Annotated in this window: 17 protein-coding genes; 9 read left to right on the top strand and 8 right to left on the bottom strand. The window is 73.1% G+C overall.

Annotated elements, in window-relative coordinates; all coding sequences use genetic code 11:
- Positions 1-37: 37 nt before the first annotated feature.
- Entirely contained in the window at positions 38-1,495 is a 1,458-nt protein-coding gene (locus AB0L89_RS33875; protein WP_365149833.1) for an alanine/glycine:cation symporter family protein, read from the top strand.
- Between the two features lie 20 nt (positions 1,496-1,515).
- On the opposite strand, the gene AB0L89_RS33870 is transcribed toward AB0L89_RS33875, so the two are convergent.
- Positions 1,516-2,781 carry a hypothetical protein gene (locus AB0L89_RS33870; RefSeq protein WP_365149830.1) on the bottom strand — a complete coding sequence of 422 codons (1,266 nt, stop codon included), beginning with the start codon at positions 2,779-2,781 and terminating at the stop codon, positions 1,516-1,518.
- Positions 2,782-3,175: 394 nt separating this feature from the next.
- On the opposite strand from AB0L89_RS33870, the gene AB0L89_RS33865 reads away from it, so the two are divergent.
- Positions 3,176-3,778 carry a Uma2 family endonuclease gene (locus AB0L89_RS33865; RefSeq protein ID WP_365149827.1) on the top strand — a complete coding sequence of 201 codons (603 nt, stop codon included), beginning with the start codon at positions 3,176-3,178 and terminating at the stop codon, positions 3,776-3,778.
- 72 nt (positions 3,779-3,850) lie between these two features.
- Here the strand turns inward: AB0L89_RS33865 and AB0L89_RS33860 are convergent, their stop codons facing one another.
- The 3 genes from AB0L89_RS33860 to AB0L89_RS33850 form a co-directional block, all read right to left on the bottom strand.
- Positions 3,851-5,359, bottom strand: coding sequence for a PTS transporter subunit EIIC (locus tag AB0L89_RS33860; RefSeq protein WP_365149824.1), 1,509 nt, complete (start codon positions 5,357-5,359; stop codon positions 3,851-3,853).
- 44 nt (positions 5,360-5,403) lie between these two features.
- On the bottom strand, positions 5,404-6,378 hold the full coding sequence (gene murQ, locus AB0L89_RS33855) for an N-acetylmuramic acid 6-phosphate etherase (protein WP_365149821.1): 975 nt from the start codon (positions 6,376-6,378) through the stop codon (positions 5,404-5,406).
- 67 nt (positions 6,379-6,445) lie between these two features.
- On the bottom strand, positions 6,446-7,369 hold the full coding sequence (locus AB0L89_RS33850) for a MurR/RpiR family transcriptional regulator (protein WP_365149818.1): 924 nt from the start codon (positions 7,367-7,369) through the stop codon (positions 6,446-6,448).
- Positions 7,370-7,471: 102 nt separating this feature from the next.
- Between AB0L89_RS33850 and AB0L89_RS33845 the strand changes: the two genes are divergently transcribed.
- From AB0L89_RS33845 to AB0L89_RS33830, 4 genes are all read left to right on the top strand, one after another.
- Positions 7,472-7,828 carry a hypothetical protein gene (locus AB0L89_RS33845; RefSeq protein ID WP_365149815.1) on the top strand — a complete coding sequence of 119 codons (357 nt, stop codon included), beginning with the start codon at positions 7,472-7,474 and terminating at the stop codon, positions 7,826-7,828.
- Positions 7,825-8,109, top strand: a complete 285-nt coding sequence (locus tag AB0L89_RS33840; RefSeq protein WP_365149812.1) for a DUF4031 domain-containing protein — start codon at positions 7,825-7,827, stop codon at positions 8,107-8,109. The genes AB0L89_RS33845 and AB0L89_RS33840 overlap by 4 nt, the downstream gene beginning before the upstream one ends.
- Positions 8,110-8,294: 185 nt before the next feature.
- Positions 8,295-9,326 (top strand): hypothetical protein, encoded by a 1,032-nt coding sequence (locus AB0L89_RS33835; RefSeq protein ID WP_365149809.1) that lies wholly within the window; start codon positions 8,295-8,297, stop codon positions 9,324-9,326.
- On the top strand, positions 9,323-9,625 hold the full coding sequence (locus AB0L89_RS33830; protein WP_365149806.1) for a hypothetical protein: 303 nt from the start codon (positions 9,323-9,325) through the stop codon (positions 9,623-9,625). The genes AB0L89_RS33835 and AB0L89_RS33830 overlap by 4 nt, the downstream gene beginning before the upstream one ends.
- Positions 9,626-9,644: 19 nt before the next feature.
- Here AB0L89_RS33830 and AB0L89_RS33825 read toward each other — a convergent pair whose 3' ends face one another.
- The 3 genes from AB0L89_RS33825 to AB0L89_RS33815 form a co-directional block, all read right to left on the bottom strand.
- Entirely contained in the window at positions 9,645-10,862 is a 1,218-nt protein-coding gene (locus AB0L89_RS33825) for a Cmx/CmrA family chloramphenicol efflux MFS transporter (protein WP_365150047.1), read from the bottom strand.
- Positions 10,863-11,640: 778 nt separating this feature from the next.
- On the bottom strand, positions 11,641-12,717 hold the full coding sequence (locus AB0L89_RS33820; protein ID WP_365149803.1) for a GNAT family N-acetyltransferase: 1,077 nt from the start codon (positions 12,715-12,717) through the stop codon (positions 11,641-11,643).
- 66 nt (positions 12,718-12,783) lie between these two features.
- A complete protein-coding gene (locus AB0L89_RS33815; RefSeq protein WP_365149800.1) occupies positions 12,784-13,422 on the bottom strand; it encodes a hypothetical protein in 639 nt (212 codons plus the stop codon).
- Between the two features lie 124 nt (positions 13,423-13,546).
- Here AB0L89_RS33815 and AB0L89_RS33810 point away from each other — a divergent pair, with 124 nt between their 5' ends.
- The 3 genes from AB0L89_RS33810 to AB0L89_RS33800 all read left to right on the top strand — a co-directional run bounded on the left by AB0L89_RS33810 (position 13,547) and on the right by AB0L89_RS33800 (position 16,464).
- Positions 13,547-14,956, top strand: coding sequence for an MFS transporter (locus AB0L89_RS33810; RefSeq protein ID WP_365149797.1), 1,410 nt, complete (start codon positions 13,547-13,549; stop codon positions 14,954-14,956).
- A gap of 112 nt (positions 14,957-15,068) precedes the next feature.
- Positions 15,069-15,752: a maleylpyruvate isomerase family mycothiol-dependent enzyme gene (locus tag AB0L89_RS33805; protein ID WP_365149794.1), complete on the top strand. Its 684-nt coding sequence runs from the start codon at positions 15,069-15,071 to the stop codon at positions 15,750-15,752.
- Positions 15,753-15,768: 16 nt separating this feature from the next.
- Entirely contained in the window at positions 15,769-16,464 is a 696-nt protein-coding gene (locus AB0L89_RS33800) for a CatB-related O-acetyltransferase (RefSeq protein ID WP_365149791.1), read from the top strand.
- Between the two features lie 30 nt (positions 16,465-16,494).
- Here the strand turns inward: AB0L89_RS33800 and AB0L89_RS33795 are convergent, their stop codons facing one another.
- Positions 16,495-17,487, bottom strand: a complete 993-nt coding sequence (locus AB0L89_RS33795; RefSeq protein WP_365149788.1) for a hypothetical protein — start codon at positions 17,485-17,487, stop codon at positions 16,495-16,497.
- Between the last annotated feature and the right edge of the window lie 55 nt (positions 17,488-17,542).

Raw genomic sequence — 17,542 nt, 5'->3', positions numbered from 1 at the left:
TGGTCCGGGTCTTTTGTCCCGGGTGAGACTTTTGCGCGTGAACTCCCTGGACTCCGTCATCCTGCAGGTCAACGACCACCTGTGGACGTACCTTCTGATCCCGCTCGTGGTGGGCGCGGGCCTCTGGTTCACCGTGCGGTCCCGGGCCGTGCAGCTGCGGCTGCTCCCCGAGATGTTCCGGGTCGTGCGCGAGAAGACGCCCGAGCGGGCCGACGGACGCAAGCAGGTGTCGTCGTTCGGGGCGTTCACCATCTCCGCGGCGGCCCGCGTCGGCACCGGCAACATCGCGGGCGTCGCCACCGCCATCACGCTCGGCGGGGCGGGCGCCGTGTTCTGGATGTGGGTCATGGCCGTCATCGGCGCCGCGTCCGCGTTCGTCGAGTCGGCCCTCGCGCAGCTCTACAAGGTGCGGGGCGCGACCGGCGCCTACCGGGGCGGGCCCGCCTACTACATGCAGCGCGCGCTCGGGAAGCGCTGGCTCGGCGTGCTCTTCGCCGTCACCATCACCGTGACCTTCGGGTTCGTCTTCAACGCCGTGCAGTCCAACACCATCACCTCCGTCGCCACCGGCTCCCTGGGCACGGGTGAGGCGGAGTGGTTCGCGCCGCTGGTGGGCCTGCTCCTCGCCGCGCTCCTCGGCCTCGCCGTCTTCGGCGGCGTCCGCAGGATCAGCGCGGTCACCACCGTGCTCGTGCCCGTCATGGCCGTCGTCTATCTGCTGCTCGGCACGGCCGTCGTGCTGCTCAACATCGCCGATGTGCCGAGGGTGCTCGCCGACATCGTGGGCGGCGCCTTCGGGGTGCGCGAGCTGGCCGCGGGCGGCGTCGGCGCGGCGATCCAGCAGGGCATCAGGCGCGGCATGTTCTCCAACGAGGCGGGCCTCGGCTCCGCGCCCAACGCGGGCGCCACCGCCGAGGTCTCGCACCCCGTCAAGCAGGGCCTGGTGCAGTCGCTCGGCGTCTTCTTCGACACGCTGCTGGTCTGCTCGATGACCGCCTTCATCATCCTGACCGCCAACCCGGAGCTGTCCGGGCGGCAGAGCGCGGACCTCACGCAGTCCACGATGACCGCGAGCCTGGGCGGTTGGGCCGGGCACGTGCTGACGGTCGTCGTCTTCCTGCTGGCCTTCAGCTCGATGATCGGCAACTACTACTACGGCGAGTCCAACATCCAGTTCATGACGCGCAGGCGCTGGGTGCTGCCCTCCTACCGCGCGCTCGTCCTCGCGACCGTCTTCCTCGGCGCGCTCGGCTCGGTGAGCGTGGTGTGGAACCTCGCCGACGTCTTCATGGGCTTCATGGCGCTGGTCAACCTGCTCGCGATCATCCCGCTCTCCACGATCGCCTTCCGGCTCCTCGACGACTACCTGGCGCAGCGCCGCGCGGGCCTCGACCCGGTGTTCACACGGGACCGGATGCCGGGCCTGAAGGGCGTGCAGTGCTGGGAGCCGGACCGCTCCGGGGAACGGCCGGCGGCCTCCGCCGCACGCCCCTGAGGCCTGCCCCGCGAACGGGGTTACGGCAGCCGGTCCAGGATCCAGGCGCAGAGTTCCTCGGTGACCAGCGTGTGGCCCTCGTTGTGCGAGGCGCAGAGGAACTCGTCCAGTTCGCTCTCCTCCTCCGCGGAGGCCGTGACCGGCTCGTACAGCCTCTCGTGGGTGTCGGGGTCGCGCAGCGCGATCGCGCTGACCGTCGGTACGAAGCAGTGCTCGCGGATGTCGGCCCGGGCGCCGAGGCCGATGAAGGCGGGGATCTTGTCGAGCTCGTCGGCGAGGATGCCGAAGCCCTCCAGGGTGCCGCCCGGCGCGCCGTCGATCTCCGGCAGGCCCGTGGTGCGGATCCGGGGGCGGCGCAGGGTCGCCACCCGCAGTTGCGCGACGAGCTGGTCCTCGCCCGTGGACTGCGTGTACAGATGGGTGCCCGTGATGGCCAGGCCCCTGCCGTGGAAGGCCTGTTCGCCGGGGCGGACGCCGTTGCTCTCGCCGCTGCGCACGCCGTTGGCGACGCCGATCCTGCGGGGCCGCGACGGCCAGCCGCCCACGCGCTCCAGCTCGGCGAGGAAGACGCCGCGCTCCTTGTCCGTCTCGGGGGCGTCGTTCCACTCCGCGATGTGCTGCCACAGGAGCTGGCGGGCGGCCGGGCTGTTCATCTGGTGCGAGAAGGCCGCGTTGAGCGGGCGGATGTAGTGCGCGAACGACTGGAGCGCGAGGGGCACCCAGGCGCCGCGGTGCGGGCTGTCGTAGGAGAAGTACAGGGCGGTCGCGTGGTCGTTCTCCTCGCCGCCGTCGTGCTCCATCCTGGCCAGCGCGTACCGCGTGACCAGGCCGCCCATGCTGAATCCGCCGACGGTCAGCGGATGGTCGCCGGAGCGCTGCGCGACCGCCTCGCGGATCGCGGCCCTGGCGGCGACGGCGTTCTCCAGGATCGAGGCGCTCCGCTCGTCGAAGCCGAGCAGGACGACGTCGTATCCGCGTCCGCGCAGCGCGCCGACGAACGGGTACGGGCCGCGCTCCAGGAGCTCCCAGGAGAAGTCCAGGTCACTGGGCCCGGAGCTGAAGCCGTCGGCGAGGATCACCGGCCGGGTCAGGCCCTTCGCGGGATCGGCGAGGTACACCCAGGCCGTGCCGCCCGGCAGCGTCCACTCGTCGTCCGGCTCGGGCGCCTCGCCGGGCGCCTCGCGCGCCTCCCGGGGGCCGGGGGCCAGTGTGATGCGGGCGGCGGACCCCAGGGCCTCGGCGATCTGCCGCTCGTCGGCCGCGGTGGGCTCGTTGTGCTCGGTCATGAAGGGTCCCCTCCGGTCGTGCCGCTTCGATGACGTGCGCAGGACGATGCCGTTCGGTGTCATCTTCGATACGTCGGATGGCCCCCGAAAGCCGCTTCGGTCATTCCGCACCCGCGCCGCGCCCCTTTCGGACAGCGCCGCGATGGCCGCTTTCCCGCCCCACACACCCCTCCCCACCCCGCGCCCCCACCCGCCGGACCCCCTCCACCGCCCCACCCCACGCACCGGCACCCGACTCGGTCACCCCCGCCCCGCCCCGCCCGCCCAACTATGTCGCGAAGCTGACGACGGCCCCGGCCCGCTCATTCGTGGGACGCCGGGAGGAAGCGGTCAACGACCGCAGGCCCGTCGATCTACGCTCACGTGCCGCAGGCTTCGAGAGAAGGGACCCGCGATGACCGCCGCACTGGTCGAGCACGACACGGCTCCTGACCGCCGGTCGTGGGACCGCCTGCTCCAGGCATGGCGTGAGCTGGATGTGCCGGAAGGCTGGCACGCCGAGATCGACGAGGGGCGTATTTCCTTGGTGCCTCCGCCGCACAGGCATCACAACGGAATCGCGGCTCTGCTGCACCGGAGTCTTTACCGGGTGCTCTCCGAGGAGCTGGGGGTGTACCAGACCCTCGGCATCCACATCGCCCCCCTCGACAAGCTGTACGTCCCCGGTCTGGTGCTGGCTCCCCGGGAGGCCGTTGACGCCGCCGATCCCGACAGCAACGACCCGCTGGACGCGTCCGAGGCGCTGCTGGTCGTCGAGATCACCTCACAGAGCAACGCCAAGGACGACCGCACCAAGAAGCTCTGGGCCTATGCGCACGCTCCTGTGCCGGTCTATCTGCTCGTGGACCGCTTCGACGAGCACGGCCCGACGGCCACGCTGTTCAGCGGGCCGCAGAACGGGGCGTACAAGCACGCCGAGCGGGTGCCGTTCGGTGAGAGTCTGAAGCTGCCGGAGCCGTTCGCCGCGGTGATCGACACGGCGGGCTTTCCCGGCTGACGGGGCGTTCGGCGTGGTGGAGGGGCGGCGCCCGGGGTGGGTGCCGCCCCTCTGTGTGGGGTCGGGGTGGGGTCAGACCGTTGCCGGGGCCTTCGCGGGTTCGCTGCCGGCGGTGGTCGGTTCCGGTCCGGCGTGGGTCGTCGGGGTGTCCTCGGCGCTGTCCGTGTTCAGGTCCGTCAGCATCTGCTTGCTGAAGCCGAAGAAGTACGTCGCGAAGAAGCCGACCAGGTAGCCGACCAGGAGGCCGCCCGCGTAGATCGCGATCGTGAGGCCGAGGCCCTTGTTGCCGTCGAGGAGGGGGAAGAGGGCCCAGCCCGAGGGGCCGATCGCCGTGGAGCCGACCTTGTCGCCGATCATCGAGAAGAAGCCGACGAACGCGCCGCCCGCCGCGCCGCCCACGCACGCCGTGACGAAGGGGCGGCCGAGGGGGAGCGAGACGCCGTAGATCAGGGGTTCGCCGACGCCGAGGAAGCCCGCGGGGAGCGCCGACTTGATCGTCGTACGGATGGACTTGTTGTGCTTGAGGCGCTTGAAGACGGCGATCGCGCAGCCGACCTGGCCCGCGCCGGCCATCGCGAGGATGGGGAGCAGGACGGTGTAGCCCTGCTGCTCGATCAGGGTGGTGTGGATGGGGATGAGAGCCTGGTGCAGGCCCAGCATCACCAGGGGCAGGAAGAGGCCGCCGAGGACCAGGCCCGCGAAGGCGCCGGTGTTGTCCAGGAGCCAGTTGGCCGCCGTGCCGATGCCCGTGGAGACCTCGCCCGCCAGGAACATCAGGCCGAAGATCGTGACCAGGCCCGAGATCAGGACCGTGAGGGTCGGGGTGACGAGGACGTCCACCGCCTCCGGGACCCACTTCCTGCACCACTTCTCGACGTACGTGGCCAGCACCGCCGCGCCCAGCGCGCCGAGGACGCCGCCCTGGCCGGGGGAGAGCTTCTGGCCGAACGCCTCGATGTTCGCGACGCCCGCGTACACGATGATCGCCGCGACCGCGCCGCCCAGGATCGGGGTGCCGCCGAACTCCTTCGCCGTGTTGAAGCCGACGAACACCGCGATCAGCGCCATGAAGCCGGAGGCGATGGCGGCGAGGGCCGGGGTGATGGCGGGCAGCCACTCCAGGTTGACCAGCAGGCCGTTGATGCCCGCGATGATGCCGCAGCCGATCAGGGCCGGGATCAGCGGCACGAAGATGTTCGCGATGCGGCGCAGGAAGAGCTTGAAGGGCGTCGCGTTCTTCGCCTTCCTCGCCTCCTTGATCGCGGCGCCCTGTGCCGCCAGCTCCTCGGCGGTGAGCGTGTGCTCGGCGGGGGCCTCGGTGCGGCCCTCCGCCACCATGGCCTCGAACTCCGGGGTGACCCGGGCGACCGTGCCCGGACCGAGCACGATCTGGTACGTGTCGTCCTCGACCACGCCCATCACGGCGGGCAGCGCCTTCAGCGCGTCGTCGTCGACGAGCGAGCGGTCGGCCAGACCCAGGCGGAGCCGGGTCATGCAGTGGGCCACGGACGTGACGTTCTGGGCGCCGCCGACGAGGGGGAGGATCGCGGCGGCGGTGGCGCGGTTCTTGTCTGGTGCCATGGTGCGGTGCCTTGCTGTGCGGTGCCCGGTGGGGCGGGGTTGGTTCAGGTGGTGCGGGCGGCGTCGAGGGCCGTGCGGAGGTGGCCGGACGAGGCCGCGAGGAGGTCCGCGGCGGTGGCGGCGTCGACTCCGCCGAGGATCGTCAGGATGGCGTTCTTCACCTCCCCGTCGGTCGCGGCGAGGGCGGTCTCGATCTCCTCGTCGGCGGCGCCGGTGGCGAGGGAGACGATCCGGCGGGAGCGGGCCCGCAGCTTCTCGTTCGAGGCGCGGACGTCCACCATCAGGTTTCCGTACGTCTTGCCGAGGCGGATCATCGTGATCGTCGACAGCATGTTGAGGACGAGCTTCTGGGCCGTGCCCGCCTTCAACCGGGTGGATCCGGTGAGCAGTTCGGGGCCGACGACGACCTCGATGCCGTGCTCGGCGGCGGCCGCGAGCGCGCTGTCCGCGTTGCAGGACAGGCCGATGGTGAGGGCGCCGTACCGCTGCCGCGCGTGCTCGACGGCGCCGATCGCGTACGGGGTGCGGCCCGACGCGGAGATCCCGACGACCACGTCGTCCGCCGTGAGGCCCAGCGCGTCCAGGTCCTCGGCCGCGAGCTCCTTGCTGTCCTCGGCGCCCTCGACCGCGGTGACCATGGCGCTCGGCCCGCCCGCGATGAGGCCGACGACCTCGCTCGGGTCGGTGTTGAAGGTCGGCGGGCACTCGGAGGCGTCCAGCACGCCGAGCCGGCCCGCCGTGCCCGCGCCCGCGTAGATCAGCCGGCCGCCGCGGGCCATGCGCTCGGCGGTGCCGTCGATGGCGGCGGCGATGGCGGGGAGCTGCTCGGCGACGGCGGCGGGCACGGACGCGTCCTCGCCGTTCATGATCTGCGCGATCTCCAGGGTGGGCAGCCGGTCGATCTCGGAGAGCTCGGGACGGAACGCCTCGGTGGTGAGGGTGGCCAGCTGGGCGCGGAGCGCACCGTAGTTGTCGGAGTCTCCGTGCCGGGAGGAGGTGGCGTCGGTCGTGGAGGTCATGGCGTCTGCGGCTCTTTCGTGTCCGGGGAGGGGGTGGGCGGGCAGGTGACGGAGGGGTGCCGGGCGGTCAGCGGCCGCCGCCGCGGGGGTTGTGGCGGTGCGCGAGCGCTTCGTAGGAGGCGGCGAGCGCGGGCGCCGCCGTCTCGTACGTCCGCTGGGCGACGCCCACGAACAGGCAGTCCACGACGAGGAGCTGGCTCGTGCGGGACGACATCGCGGCCGGCCGCAGCTCGCTCTCGCGCGCGGTGGAGGTGGTCAGTATGTGATCGGCGTACTGCGAGACGGCCGCGCCGGGACGGCCGGTGATCGCGATCGTGGTCGCCCCGTGCTCGAAGGCGACCCGGAGGGGTTCGATCACGTCGCCCGTCGACCCGGAGTGCGTGATCGCCACGGCCACGTCCTTGGCGCGCAGCGTCACGGCGTTGGTGACGGCCAGGTGCGGGTCGGAGTGCGCGTGCGCGATGTGGCCGATGCGGAGCAGCTTCTGCGCCAGGTCCTGGGCGACCAGGCCGGAGGCGGCGACGCCGTAGATCTCCACGCGCCGGGCGGTGGCGAGCGCGGCGACGGCGGCGCCGAGCTGCACGGTGTCGAGCCCGGCGGCGGTGTCGGCGAGGGTCTGCTGCTCGTCGTACGCGAGCTTGGCGACGACGTCCGCGATGGGGTCGTCGACGGCGATGTCCGCGGTGACGGCGGGCGCGCGGCCGGACTGCTGCTGGGCGGCGAGTCCGGCGAGCGCGAGCCGCAGGTCGCGGTAGCCCGGGTAGCCGAGGAGGCGGGCGGTGCGGACGACGGTCGCCTCGCTGGTGCCGGTGAGCTCGGCGAGGCCGGTGACCGTGAGGGCGGCGCATCCCGCGGGGTCGCCGGCGACGGCCTCGGCGACCCGCTGCATGGAGCGGGTCATCGACGGCGCCAGGGTCCGCACCTTGGCCGCGAGGGCGGCGGGGGCGGGGGGCGTGGCGCCCGCGAAAATTTCCTTCACTTCATTGGTCACGTCTGAAAGATATTTTCGGACGTCTGTCCGGTCAAGACCCCGTTGGTCCCGAGACCGGGCGGGACCTTCGGCCCGTGGCGCGGGTGGGGTGACAATTGCTGCATGGACACGATCGACCCCCTGGAGCAGGCGTTGCACGCCGCTCGCGCACTCGTCCTCGCCGACCTGGTCGCCCGCGAGGTCGCCGAGGCCGAGGTGGTCTCGCTCGTCGAGGCGTCGGTGGCGCACCGGCGCTGGTGGGTCGAGCAGTGGCCCGAAGGCATCGAGTACGTCGCCGGGCTCGTCGCCCAGGACGTCCAGGACGCGCTCCTGGAGCGGTACGGACGGTGGCCGCTGTGCCCCGTCTGCGGCTCGGGCGATCCGCACGCGCTCGACGTGGAACCGGAGTTGGGCCCCGATCCGCACTGGGTGTGCGCGAAGGCGGGCGTGGTCGTGGCACCGGTGGGAGGGCTCACGTGACGGTCTACATAGACCCGCCGACCTGGCCCGGCCACGGCCGCATGTGGTCGCACCTGGTGAGCGACGTCTCGTACGAGGAGCTGCACGCCTTCGCCGCGGGCATCGGCTGCCCGCCGCGCGCGTTCGAGCGCGACCACTACGACGTCCCCGCGGAGCGGTACGAGGACGCGGTGCGGGCGGGCGCGGTGCGGATCGGCTCGAAGGAACTGGTGCGGAGGCTGACGGGGGCGGGGCTGCGGCGGCCCAAGGGGCGGCCCGCGCCGGGCGGGTCCGCCGGCTGAGGTCCGTCCGTGCGGCCGGCCGTCCTGGGTCCGTTCTGCCCCGCCCGAAAATTGTTTGCCGTTTCGGGTCCCTGCCGCGCCTAGAGGGTGAAACCTCAGGGAAGCGCGTGCAGACGCGGCACAGAGCGGAGCGGGAAAAGGTGGACAGGGACGAACTGATCCGGACCGGGGCCCATGCGGTCCAAGTGACCCAGGGAAGTCGGTGCGCGACGTGGGCCGGGCACGACCCGGCGGACGTCGACGGGCTGCGCGACGTCGAACGGTGGCGCGAGGAAAAGAAGTTCGGGGCGTGGGCGCTGCCCCGGGCCTGCCTGGCGGTGCCGCCGAGTGCGGTGTCCCGGCGGCTCGCGCGGCCGTTCATCCGGCCCACGGGTGACCTGCTGTGGGCCTCTTGGGACTCGGCCAGGGACCATCTGGCGGGTCCCTCGTTCTCCTTCCCTTCCTGGCCCTACGAGTTGTTGTGGCACGAGCCGAGCAGGTACGTCATCACCGGGGACACCAGTGTCGGGAAGACCCGGGCGATCGTGGAGTGGCTGACCCTGACGCGCTTCCTGGCACGCGGCGTCCCGCGCCGCGACGACGCGCCCGACCCCCTGACCGAGTGGGCGCGCTGTGCCTACTCCGAGGCGCGCTCCGCCCGGGACGCCGCCCTGCGCGGCGACCACGAGGCGGTGGACTCCTTCTCCCGGCTGTGGCTCGGTGTGCGGGATGCGAAGAGCTGGCGGGACGGGGTCATCGACGCGCTGCTGCACGGCGAGTGGGACAGCGGCCCGCTCACGGCGGACCACACGTTCACCGAGGCCCTGAAGCTCATCGCGCGCAGGTGGGTGGCCCGCTGGAAACCGCTGTGGGAACGCATGCAGAACCGGCAGTACGTCGAGCTGCTCAGCCGTCCGCTGGTGCCGGGCCGCACCGATCTGGGCACGCTCGCCGACACCCTCACCGTGCCGAGCACCGAGGACCTCGTCCTCGGCCGGGAGATCGAGGACCCGCGGCTGCGCTGGATCCTGCGGCAGCTCGCGGCCGACAGCGCGCGCGACCACGCCGTGGCCCGCGTCTTCGCCGAGAACCCCCGGCTCAACTGGAAGGACGCGGCCTCCGCGGCCGGGCTCCCCGAGGCGTACGGCGAGCGGGTGCGGCGCAAGCTGAAGCGCCTGGCCCGGCGGTACGCGGGCCTGTGCGAGGCCTCCGCCGCGACGGCGGGAGCGGCGGCATGAGCGTACGCGTGGACGTGGGAGCGAGCGGTCCGTCCACCGTGACGGTCTCGCTCACGGCCCGAGTGGCCCTGCCCCGGGCGCCGTTCCGGCTGGCGGGGCGGGCCGCCCGGGGCGTGGCGGGCGCGGCGCGCCGCGCGGCGGTGACGCTCGGCGCCCTCGCGGCGGGGGGTGCCGGGACCCTCGCCGGGGTGTGGGCGCCGGAGCGGGGCGTCGCGCCCGAGGGGCTGTTCTGCCTCGGGGTGGCGGTGTTCGTGGACGGGGTGCGGTGCCTTTCGGGAGGGCGCAGGGGGCCGCGGTGACGCTCGGCGGGGGCCGGTGTCAGTGGGGTGCGGCCGTCGGGGCGGTGGCGGTCTCGGCGGGGGCGGAGGCGGCGACCACGCGGCCGGTGCCGGAGCGGTGGTGCAGGCGGAGCGAGAGCGTCACCGCCACGATCGCCGTCGCCGTCATCGCCGCGCCCGCCCAGGCGGTCGCCGCGTAGCCGAAGTCCAGGTCGATCACCGTGCCGCCGAGCCAGGGGCCGCCCGTGTTGCCGAGGTTGAACGCGGCCGTCGTCGTCGCGCCCGCCAGCGTGGGGGCGGCGCCCGCGACGTTGAACATACGGGCGTTCAGGGCCGGGGCCGTGTAGAACGCCGAGACGCCCAGGAGGAAGGAGAGCGTGATCGCCGCGGCGGGGGCGGCGGCGAACAGGGCGAGGGAGACCAGGAAGACGGTGGACGCGGCGATGCCGCTCAGGAGGACGCCGAAGAGGTGCGCGTCCGCCACCCGGCCGCCGATGGTCGTGCCGACCAGGGCGCCGAGTCCGAAGAGGGCGAGGATCGTGGGGACCCACCCTTCGGACAGGCCCGCCACGTCCGTGAGGAGCGGCGAGAGGTACGAGAAGGCGCAGAAGACGCCGCCGGCCGCGAGCGCCGTGATCGCCACGGAGAGCCAGACCTGGGGGTCGCCGTAGATGGACAGCTCCTTCTTGAGCTGCGGCTTCTCGGTGGGCAGGGGGATGCGGGGGATGAGCGTCAGGACGCCGACGAGGGCGATCGCGGAGGCGGCGCCGACCGCCCAGAACGCGGAGCGCCAGCCGAGGTGCTCGCCGAGGAAGGCGCCCGCGGGGACGCCGAGGACGTTTGCGATGGACAGGCCGCCGATCATCACGGCCATGGCGCGGGCGCGCTGGTTGAAGTCGACCATCGCGATGGCGACGGCGGCGCCGACCGCCCAGAACCCGGCGCAGGCGAGGGCGCTGACGACGCGGGACGCGAAGAGGACGCCGTAGGACGGGGCGAGGGCACCGGCGACCTGGCCGAGGCCGAAGACGGTGATGAGGGTGACGAGGGTGGTGCGGCGGGGGAGCCGGAGGGTGGCCACGGCGAGGAGGGGGGCGCCGATGACCATGCCGATCGCGAAGGCGGATATGAGGAGGCCGGCGCGGGGGATGGAGACGTTCATGTCGTCGGCGATGGGCGGGAGGAGGCCGGAGAGCATGAACTCGCTGGTGCCGAGGGCGAAGACGGCGAGGCCGAGCATGTAGACGGCGACGGGCATACGCGCGGCGGCGCCGGGCTTGGGGGTGGGGTTCGGCATGACTGTGCAGAACACTGCGCCGGAACACGACATTCCCGGGCTCCTGAGCCTTGGGCGGTGCGCTGTTCGTCCGTCTGCGGGGTGGGTCCGGTGGCGTCTGCCGAGTCGTCTTGGGCTGGTGCGCCTTGGGTTCGTCTGCGGGGCGGGTCCGTGGGCGTCTGCGCCTTGGGCGGGCGTCTGCGCGGTTGCTTCGTCTGTGGGGCGGGGCCGCGGGCGTCTGGCGGGGCGCCTTGGGCTGGTCCGCCTTTTCCCGTCTCGGGGGCGGGGCCGCGGGGGTATGTGCGTACTCGCCATCCCTGCGCCCCGCCTCAAGTCCAAAGACGCCATCGCCCGCTCAGTGCTCCGTTCGCACATACCCCCACGTCCCCTCGGGAGCGTGTGCGGCAGCGGCCCGGTGGGGGCCGTTGTGCTCGCGCCGCGCCCGGTGGGCAGCAGCCCGCTCCCGCTGTGGGCGGCGGCGCGGTGGCGAACTGGCCGCTCCTGCTGTGGTCGGCGGCACTGGCCGGGTAGCCGCTCCTGCTGTGGGCAGGCGTTCCGCAGGGCGGAACGGGTGGGCACAGCCCCCGGTGCCGGGTGGCGATAAGTGTGGCTCCAGCCCCGGCGCAGCCGACCCGTGCCGGGTGGTGATCAAGGTGGCGCCCGCCCCGGCGCAGGCGGGGACGAACCCCGGTGCCGGGCGGCGATGAAGGTGGCTCAAGCCCCGGCGCAGCCGGACCGTGCCGGGTGCTGAGGGAGCGGCTCAAGCCCGGCGCAGGCCGTACGCGTGGTGGACGTCCCGGTCGGCGAGGCGGACGTACCCCGCTCGGGTCACCACACCCTGCGACGCCGTATTCGTCGCCTCGATGACCGCCAGGAGCGACGTCACGCCGGGCTGCCGCAACGCCCACCCCGAAAGCGAGCGCAGCGCCTCCGTGGCGTACCCCCGCCCCCGCGCCGCCTCCGCGAGGTCATAGCCGACCTCGGCGCAGCCGTTCTCGTCCGGCGGCCCGTGGAAGCCCATGCCCCCGACCGCCGTCTCGTCGGCCGCCCGCACCACCGCGTACAGCCCCCACATGGGCCGGTGCACCCCGCCGAAGTACGCCTTCGTCACCATCTCCGCGGCCCGCCGCGTCCCGTCGAAGGGCCCGCCGTCGATCCAGGTGAGCCCACCCGTGCCGCCCGCGGCGAGGTCCATCGCCGCCGCGGGGGTCACCTCGCGCAGCACGACGGGCCCGGCCGGCAGCGAGAGCGGATTGTGCCAGCGCCAGGGGACGAGCGCCGCGCGCCCCGGCAGCGTGCCGCGCCCCGTGGCCCACAGCAGCGTCGTCCAGGGCGTGCCGCCCGCCGGCGTCGGCGGCACGTGCGGGAAGAGGTGGGAGAGGACCGCCTCGCAGAGGTCCGCGGGCGGCTCGGCGTCGGCCCCCAGCGCCTGCGCGATGTCGTGCGTGTGGAGCAGCACCTCCGCGACCCCCATCGCCGCGAACCCCGTCGCGTCGGCGGCACCGGAGGGATAGGGGTGGTACGCCCGCACCTCCCGCGGCGTCGTGCGGACGACCGCCGACAGCATGCCGCCGGTCGCCTCGATCACCTCGATCGCGCCCTGGGGGGTGGTGCCCTCGTCGAGGACGACCTCGAAGGGCACGTAGGCGTCGGCGGCCCGGCCGGTCAGCTGGCCCGCGTAGAACACGAAGTCGCCCGCGATGTGCTCCGCGGTCTTCAGGCAGCTCCAGTCGAGGCCGCCCGCCTTGACGCCCCAGTCGCGGTCCGCGACCGCGCGCAGCACCTTCGCCGCGTGTGCCACGGCCTCGTCGATCCGGTCCCCGCCCATGAGAAGCATGCGGTGAGAGTACGGGAGCCGCGGGCGGCGGGCCGCCGGTTTTCACGGTGCCGGGAGCCGCGGCCGTCAGGCGTCGAGCAGGGCCAGTTCCGTCGCCAGGTTGGCGCGGGCCGGGCCCTCCCAGTGGGACGCCCCGTGCGCGGTCCTGAACAGCCGCGGCAGCGCGAGGAGTTGGCGCAGCACCTCGGCCCGCCCCGCGCGGAACGCCTCGTCGGGCACGAACCCGTACTCCTCCCTGACCGCGGCCGCGTAGGCGGCGTACGCGTCCGGGGCCGCCGCCAGGATCGCCAGGTCAGCGTCGCACAGCGCCTCGCCGTTGCGGTCGTCCTCGGCGGGGTCGTGGGTGACGGTGAGGCGGACCAGGCGGGCGACCTCGGCGACGGCCTCCTCGCTCAGCCCGGCCTCGGCCAGGGCGCGTTCGGCGAGGCGGGCCGAGCGCTCCTCGTTCTCCGAGCGGTCGGGCGCGTAGATCGCGTCGTGGAACCACGCGGCCAGGCGGACGAGCTCGGGGTCGTCGGCGTGCTCCTGGAGTACGTCGACGTGGTCCAGGACCGCCGTCAGGTGCGCGGTGGTGTGGTAGCGCCGCTGCGGCTCGGCCCAGCGGGCCAGGAGGCGGTCCGCGTAGGGGGCGGGGTCGGGGCTGCCCCGGCTCGCGCGGAGCAGGGCGGTGGCCCAGCGGGCGTGGAGGTCCTTGTCGTCGGCCATGCGGCCACCCTAGCCGCCGGGCCATTGCATACCCCCAGGGGGTATGTTAGCTTCCCTGGCGTCAGCGGCTCATACCCCTAGGGGGTATCGAGTCGTCGTTCTTGGTCCGTGGAGGGGAACTGTCATGCAAACCGCCGATCCCAGACGCTGGTGGGCGCTCCTCGTGCTCGCCGCCGCACAGTTCATGGTCATCATGGACACCTCGATCATCGGGGTCGCGCTCCCCGAGATGCAGAAGGACCTGGGCTTCTCGCAGGGCGAGTTGCAGTGGGTCTTCAACGCCTATGTCATCGCCTTCGGCGGGCTCCTGCTCCTCGGCGGGCGCCTCTCCGACCTGCTGGGCGCGCGGAAGGTCTTCGTCTCCGGCTGGGTCGTGCTCATCGTCGGATCCGTCCTCGCCGCCGCCGCGCAGACCGCGACGGTCGAGGTCGTCGGGCGCGCCGTGCAGGGCGCCGGCGGCGCGCTCATCGCGCCCGCCGCCATGACCCTGCTGATGATGCTCTTCGGCCACGACCCCAAGGAGCTCGGCAAGGCCATGGCCCTCTACGGCGCCGCGGCCCCCGCGGGCGGCACGGCCGGCGTCTTCCTCGGCGGCGTCTTCACCGAGTGGCTGAGCTGGCCCTGGATCTTCGCCATCTATGTGCCGATCGGCCTCGCCACCCTCGCCGCGACCCGTCTGCTGCCCGCCGTCGAGGGCAGGCGCGGCTCGGTCGACCTGCTCGGCGCCGCCGCCGTCACCGCCGGTCTCGCGCTCGCCGTCTTCGCCGTCGTCCGCGCGCCGGAGACCGGGTGGGGCTCGGCCGGGACCGTCCTGCAACTCGCCGGTGCCGCCGCCCTGCTGGCCCTCTTCCTCGTCGTACAGAAGGTCGTCCGCGAGCCCCTGATGCCGCTGAACGTGTGGCGCGTGCCGCGGCTCGGCTCCGCCAACCTCGCGACGGCGCTGCTCGGCGCGGCCTGGATCCCCATGTGGTACTTCCTCAACCTCTACCTCCAGCAGGTCATGGGGTACGGGGCGTTCGAGAGCGGCGCGGCCCTGCTGCCCATGACCGGTCTGCTGATGGTCCTCATGACCGCCGTCACCGCCCGCCTCCTCGGCCGCTTCGGGGCCAGGAACCTCATCGGCGGCGGGCTGCTCGTCCTCGCGCTCGGCCTGCTGTGGCTGTCGCGGCTCGGTCCGACGGGATCGTTCGTGACCGACGTCCTGCCCGCCTCGCTGGTCGCCGCGCTCGGCATGTCCCTCGCCTACATCCCGGCGATGATGGCCGCCATGTCCGGCGTCCCGCGGGAGCAGGCGGGGCTCGCCTCCGGCATCGTCAACACCACCTACCAGGTCGGCTCGGCGCTCGGCCTCGCCGCGCTCACCGCGCTCGCGACGTCGCGGGGCGCGGGCGAGCTGGGCAACCTGCCGGCCCTGACGGACGGGTTCGGCGCCGCGTTCGCGGGCGCCGCCGCCCTCGCGGGTGCGGCCGGTGCGGTCACCCTGCTGGTGATGCGCGGGGACTCCGTCCCCGAGGAGGAGAAGGTGGGTGTCTGACGGGGTGGCCGTCCGTCGTCGGCTCCGCCGTACTCGTCCCCGAACACCGGACGGGCCGGATACTTCCGGCCCGTCCGTTGCCATGTGGCTGCTCAGGCGATTGGCTGCCGTCATGACGACGACCGCCGAAGAGACGTACGAACCCGAGCGCGCCGGGCGCCTGCTCATCGCCGAACGCGACGCCCTCATACCGCTGTTGAGGGCGGCCCCCGACGACGCGTACGCCCTCCGCACCTGCTGTCCCGGCTGGACCGTGCGGCATCTGCTCGCGCACTGCGGCTCCGCGCTGACGCGGGTCGTGGAGAGCCGTTTCGAGGAGGGCGTGTACTCGCCCGAGAGCAATGAGCGCGACATCGCCGAACGCGCCGACTGGCCCCACTCCCGTGTCGTGGACGAGCTGGAGCGCGGCATGACCGAGGCCGGGCCCGTGCTGGCCGAGGCCAAGGGGCTCCTCGACGGCGTCGCGGTGGGGGAGTGGGTGCACGCCGGCGACGTGCGCGAGGCGTGGGGGAAGCCCGGCGCGTACGGCGGCGACGGGCTCGCCGACGCGCTCGTGCTGCTCGCGGCGCACAGCAGGTCGGCGTTCGGCACGGGGGCGCGGGGCCTCACCGTGCACGCGGACGTCGACGGGCTCGACGAGCCGCTGATCCTCGGTGCCACCGACGGGCGCAGGCCCCCGGCCCGCTACATCGGCGACGCGCCGACCCTGGTCCGGCTCTGCGCGGGGCGGCCGCTGACGGGGACGCGGTACGAGCTCGCGGGCGCCACGGAAAAGGATTTGGTCCTCTTCGGCTGACGGGGATCATGGACGGATGTCCGACGATCACAACACCTCCGCCACGCCCTCCGGGCCCGCCGACCCGAACGTGCTGCACCCCATGCCCGGCCAGTCGCGCGTGGTGCTGCTCAAGCCGCTCGTGACCTCGCCGCTGATCGAGGTCGGCGACTTCTCCTACTACGACGATCCCGACGACCCGACCGCCTTCGAGACCCGCAACGTGCTCTACCACTACGGTCCCGAGCGGCTGGTCATCGGGAAGTTCTGCGCGCTCGGCGAGGGCGTGCGGTTCATCATGAACGGCGCCAACCACCGGATGGACGGGCCCTCGACGTTCCCCTTCCCGATCATGGGCGGGTCGTGGAGCGAGCACTTCGACCTGATCAGCGGGTTGCCGGGGCGCGGCGACACCGTCGTCGGCAACGACGTCTGGTTCGGCTACCGGTCGACGGTCATGCCGGGCGTACGGATCGGGCACGGCGCCGTCATCGCCTCGGGTGCCGTCGTCGTCGACGACGTGCCGGACTACGGCATCGTCGGCGGCAATCCGGCCCGGCTGATCCGGCGCCGCTTCGGCGACGAGGACGTGGCCCGGCTGCTCGAACTGGCCTGGTGGGACTGGCCCGTCGAGCACCTCACCGAGCACATCCGCGCCGTCATGTCCGGCAGCGTCGACGCGCTCGCCGCCGTGGCGCCCGGGGGCAACGCGTCCGCCCCGAAGGCCGGTTGACCTTCGGGGCGCACAGGGGGCGGTCGGTCGTCAGTGCTGGTGGCCGCCGCCCTCTTCCGTGCCGCCGTGCTCGGCGCCGTCCTTCTCCGCGTCACCGTGTCCGCCGCCCGCGTGCACCGTGAACGCCGCCGTGCGGACCTTGCCCTCGTGCTTGAAGTCCAGGAACAGGCGGTACGCGCCCTTGCTGGGGGCCGCCGCCATGAACGAGATGCCGGGTCCCGCCTTCGTCTTCCCGTCGCCGGGCTCGCCGTTCGGGTGCACGTGGAGGTAGGCCAGGTCGCCCGAGCGCAGCGCGACCAGGTGGCCGTACGCGCCCAGATAGGGCTGGAGGTCGGTCACCGGCCTGCCGTCCTTCGCCACGTTCAGCGTGAGGTCGCCGCCCGCGCCCGTCTTCAGGTCGCCCTTCAGCGTGACGTCGTAGCCGTCGACCTTCGCGGTGGTGCTGTGCGCGGGCAGGTCCTTCGGCCCGTACGCGCCCGCCACCGCCAGGTCCGCGCCCAGGGTGAGGCCCTCCTTCGCGCCCTCGGGGCGGAAGTCGGCGAAGACGCGGTAGCCGCCGGCCTCGGGCAGTTCGACCTTCGTCGACCAGGTGCCGTCCGCCGCGCGGGTCGGGTGCAGATGGCGGTAGGTGTTCAGGTCGCGTGAGGCGACGATCAGGTGGAGCTCCTTGTCGTGCTCCTTCGCGTACGCGGTGACGTTCTTGCCCGAGGAGTCCTTGACGACGGCGAAGCGGAGCTCCTCCTTGCGGTCCGCCTCGATGCGGGCCGTCCTGAGGTCCAGCGTGTAGCCGCGCTCCGAGACCTGGAGGCCGCCGGGGGTGCTCTCGCCGTGGCCCGCGTGCTGCGCGCCCTCGTGTTCGCCGTTCATCTCTTTCTCCTTCTGCGGGCCGCCGTCGTGTTCTCCGTGCCGAGCCGCCGGCTTCTTCTCCGTGACGGGGTCGATGACCTGTCCCACTCCGTACGCGGTACCGAAGGTCGCGGCGACGGCGGCGGCGAATGCGGTGATCTTCAGTCCGGTGTTCATGACGGCTCCCTGGGTGATCCCCGTCCGGTGGTTCCGGCCGGTCGGACTCGATGGA

It is taken from the genome of Streptomyces sp. NPDC052114, from assembly GCF_040680155.1.
Classification (GTDB): domain Bacteria; phylum Actinomycetota; class Actinomycetes; order Streptomycetales; family Streptomycetaceae; genus Streptomyces.
Note: the sequence above shows the minus strand (reverse complement) of the source record. Positions and strands in the feature narration are given on the sequence as shown.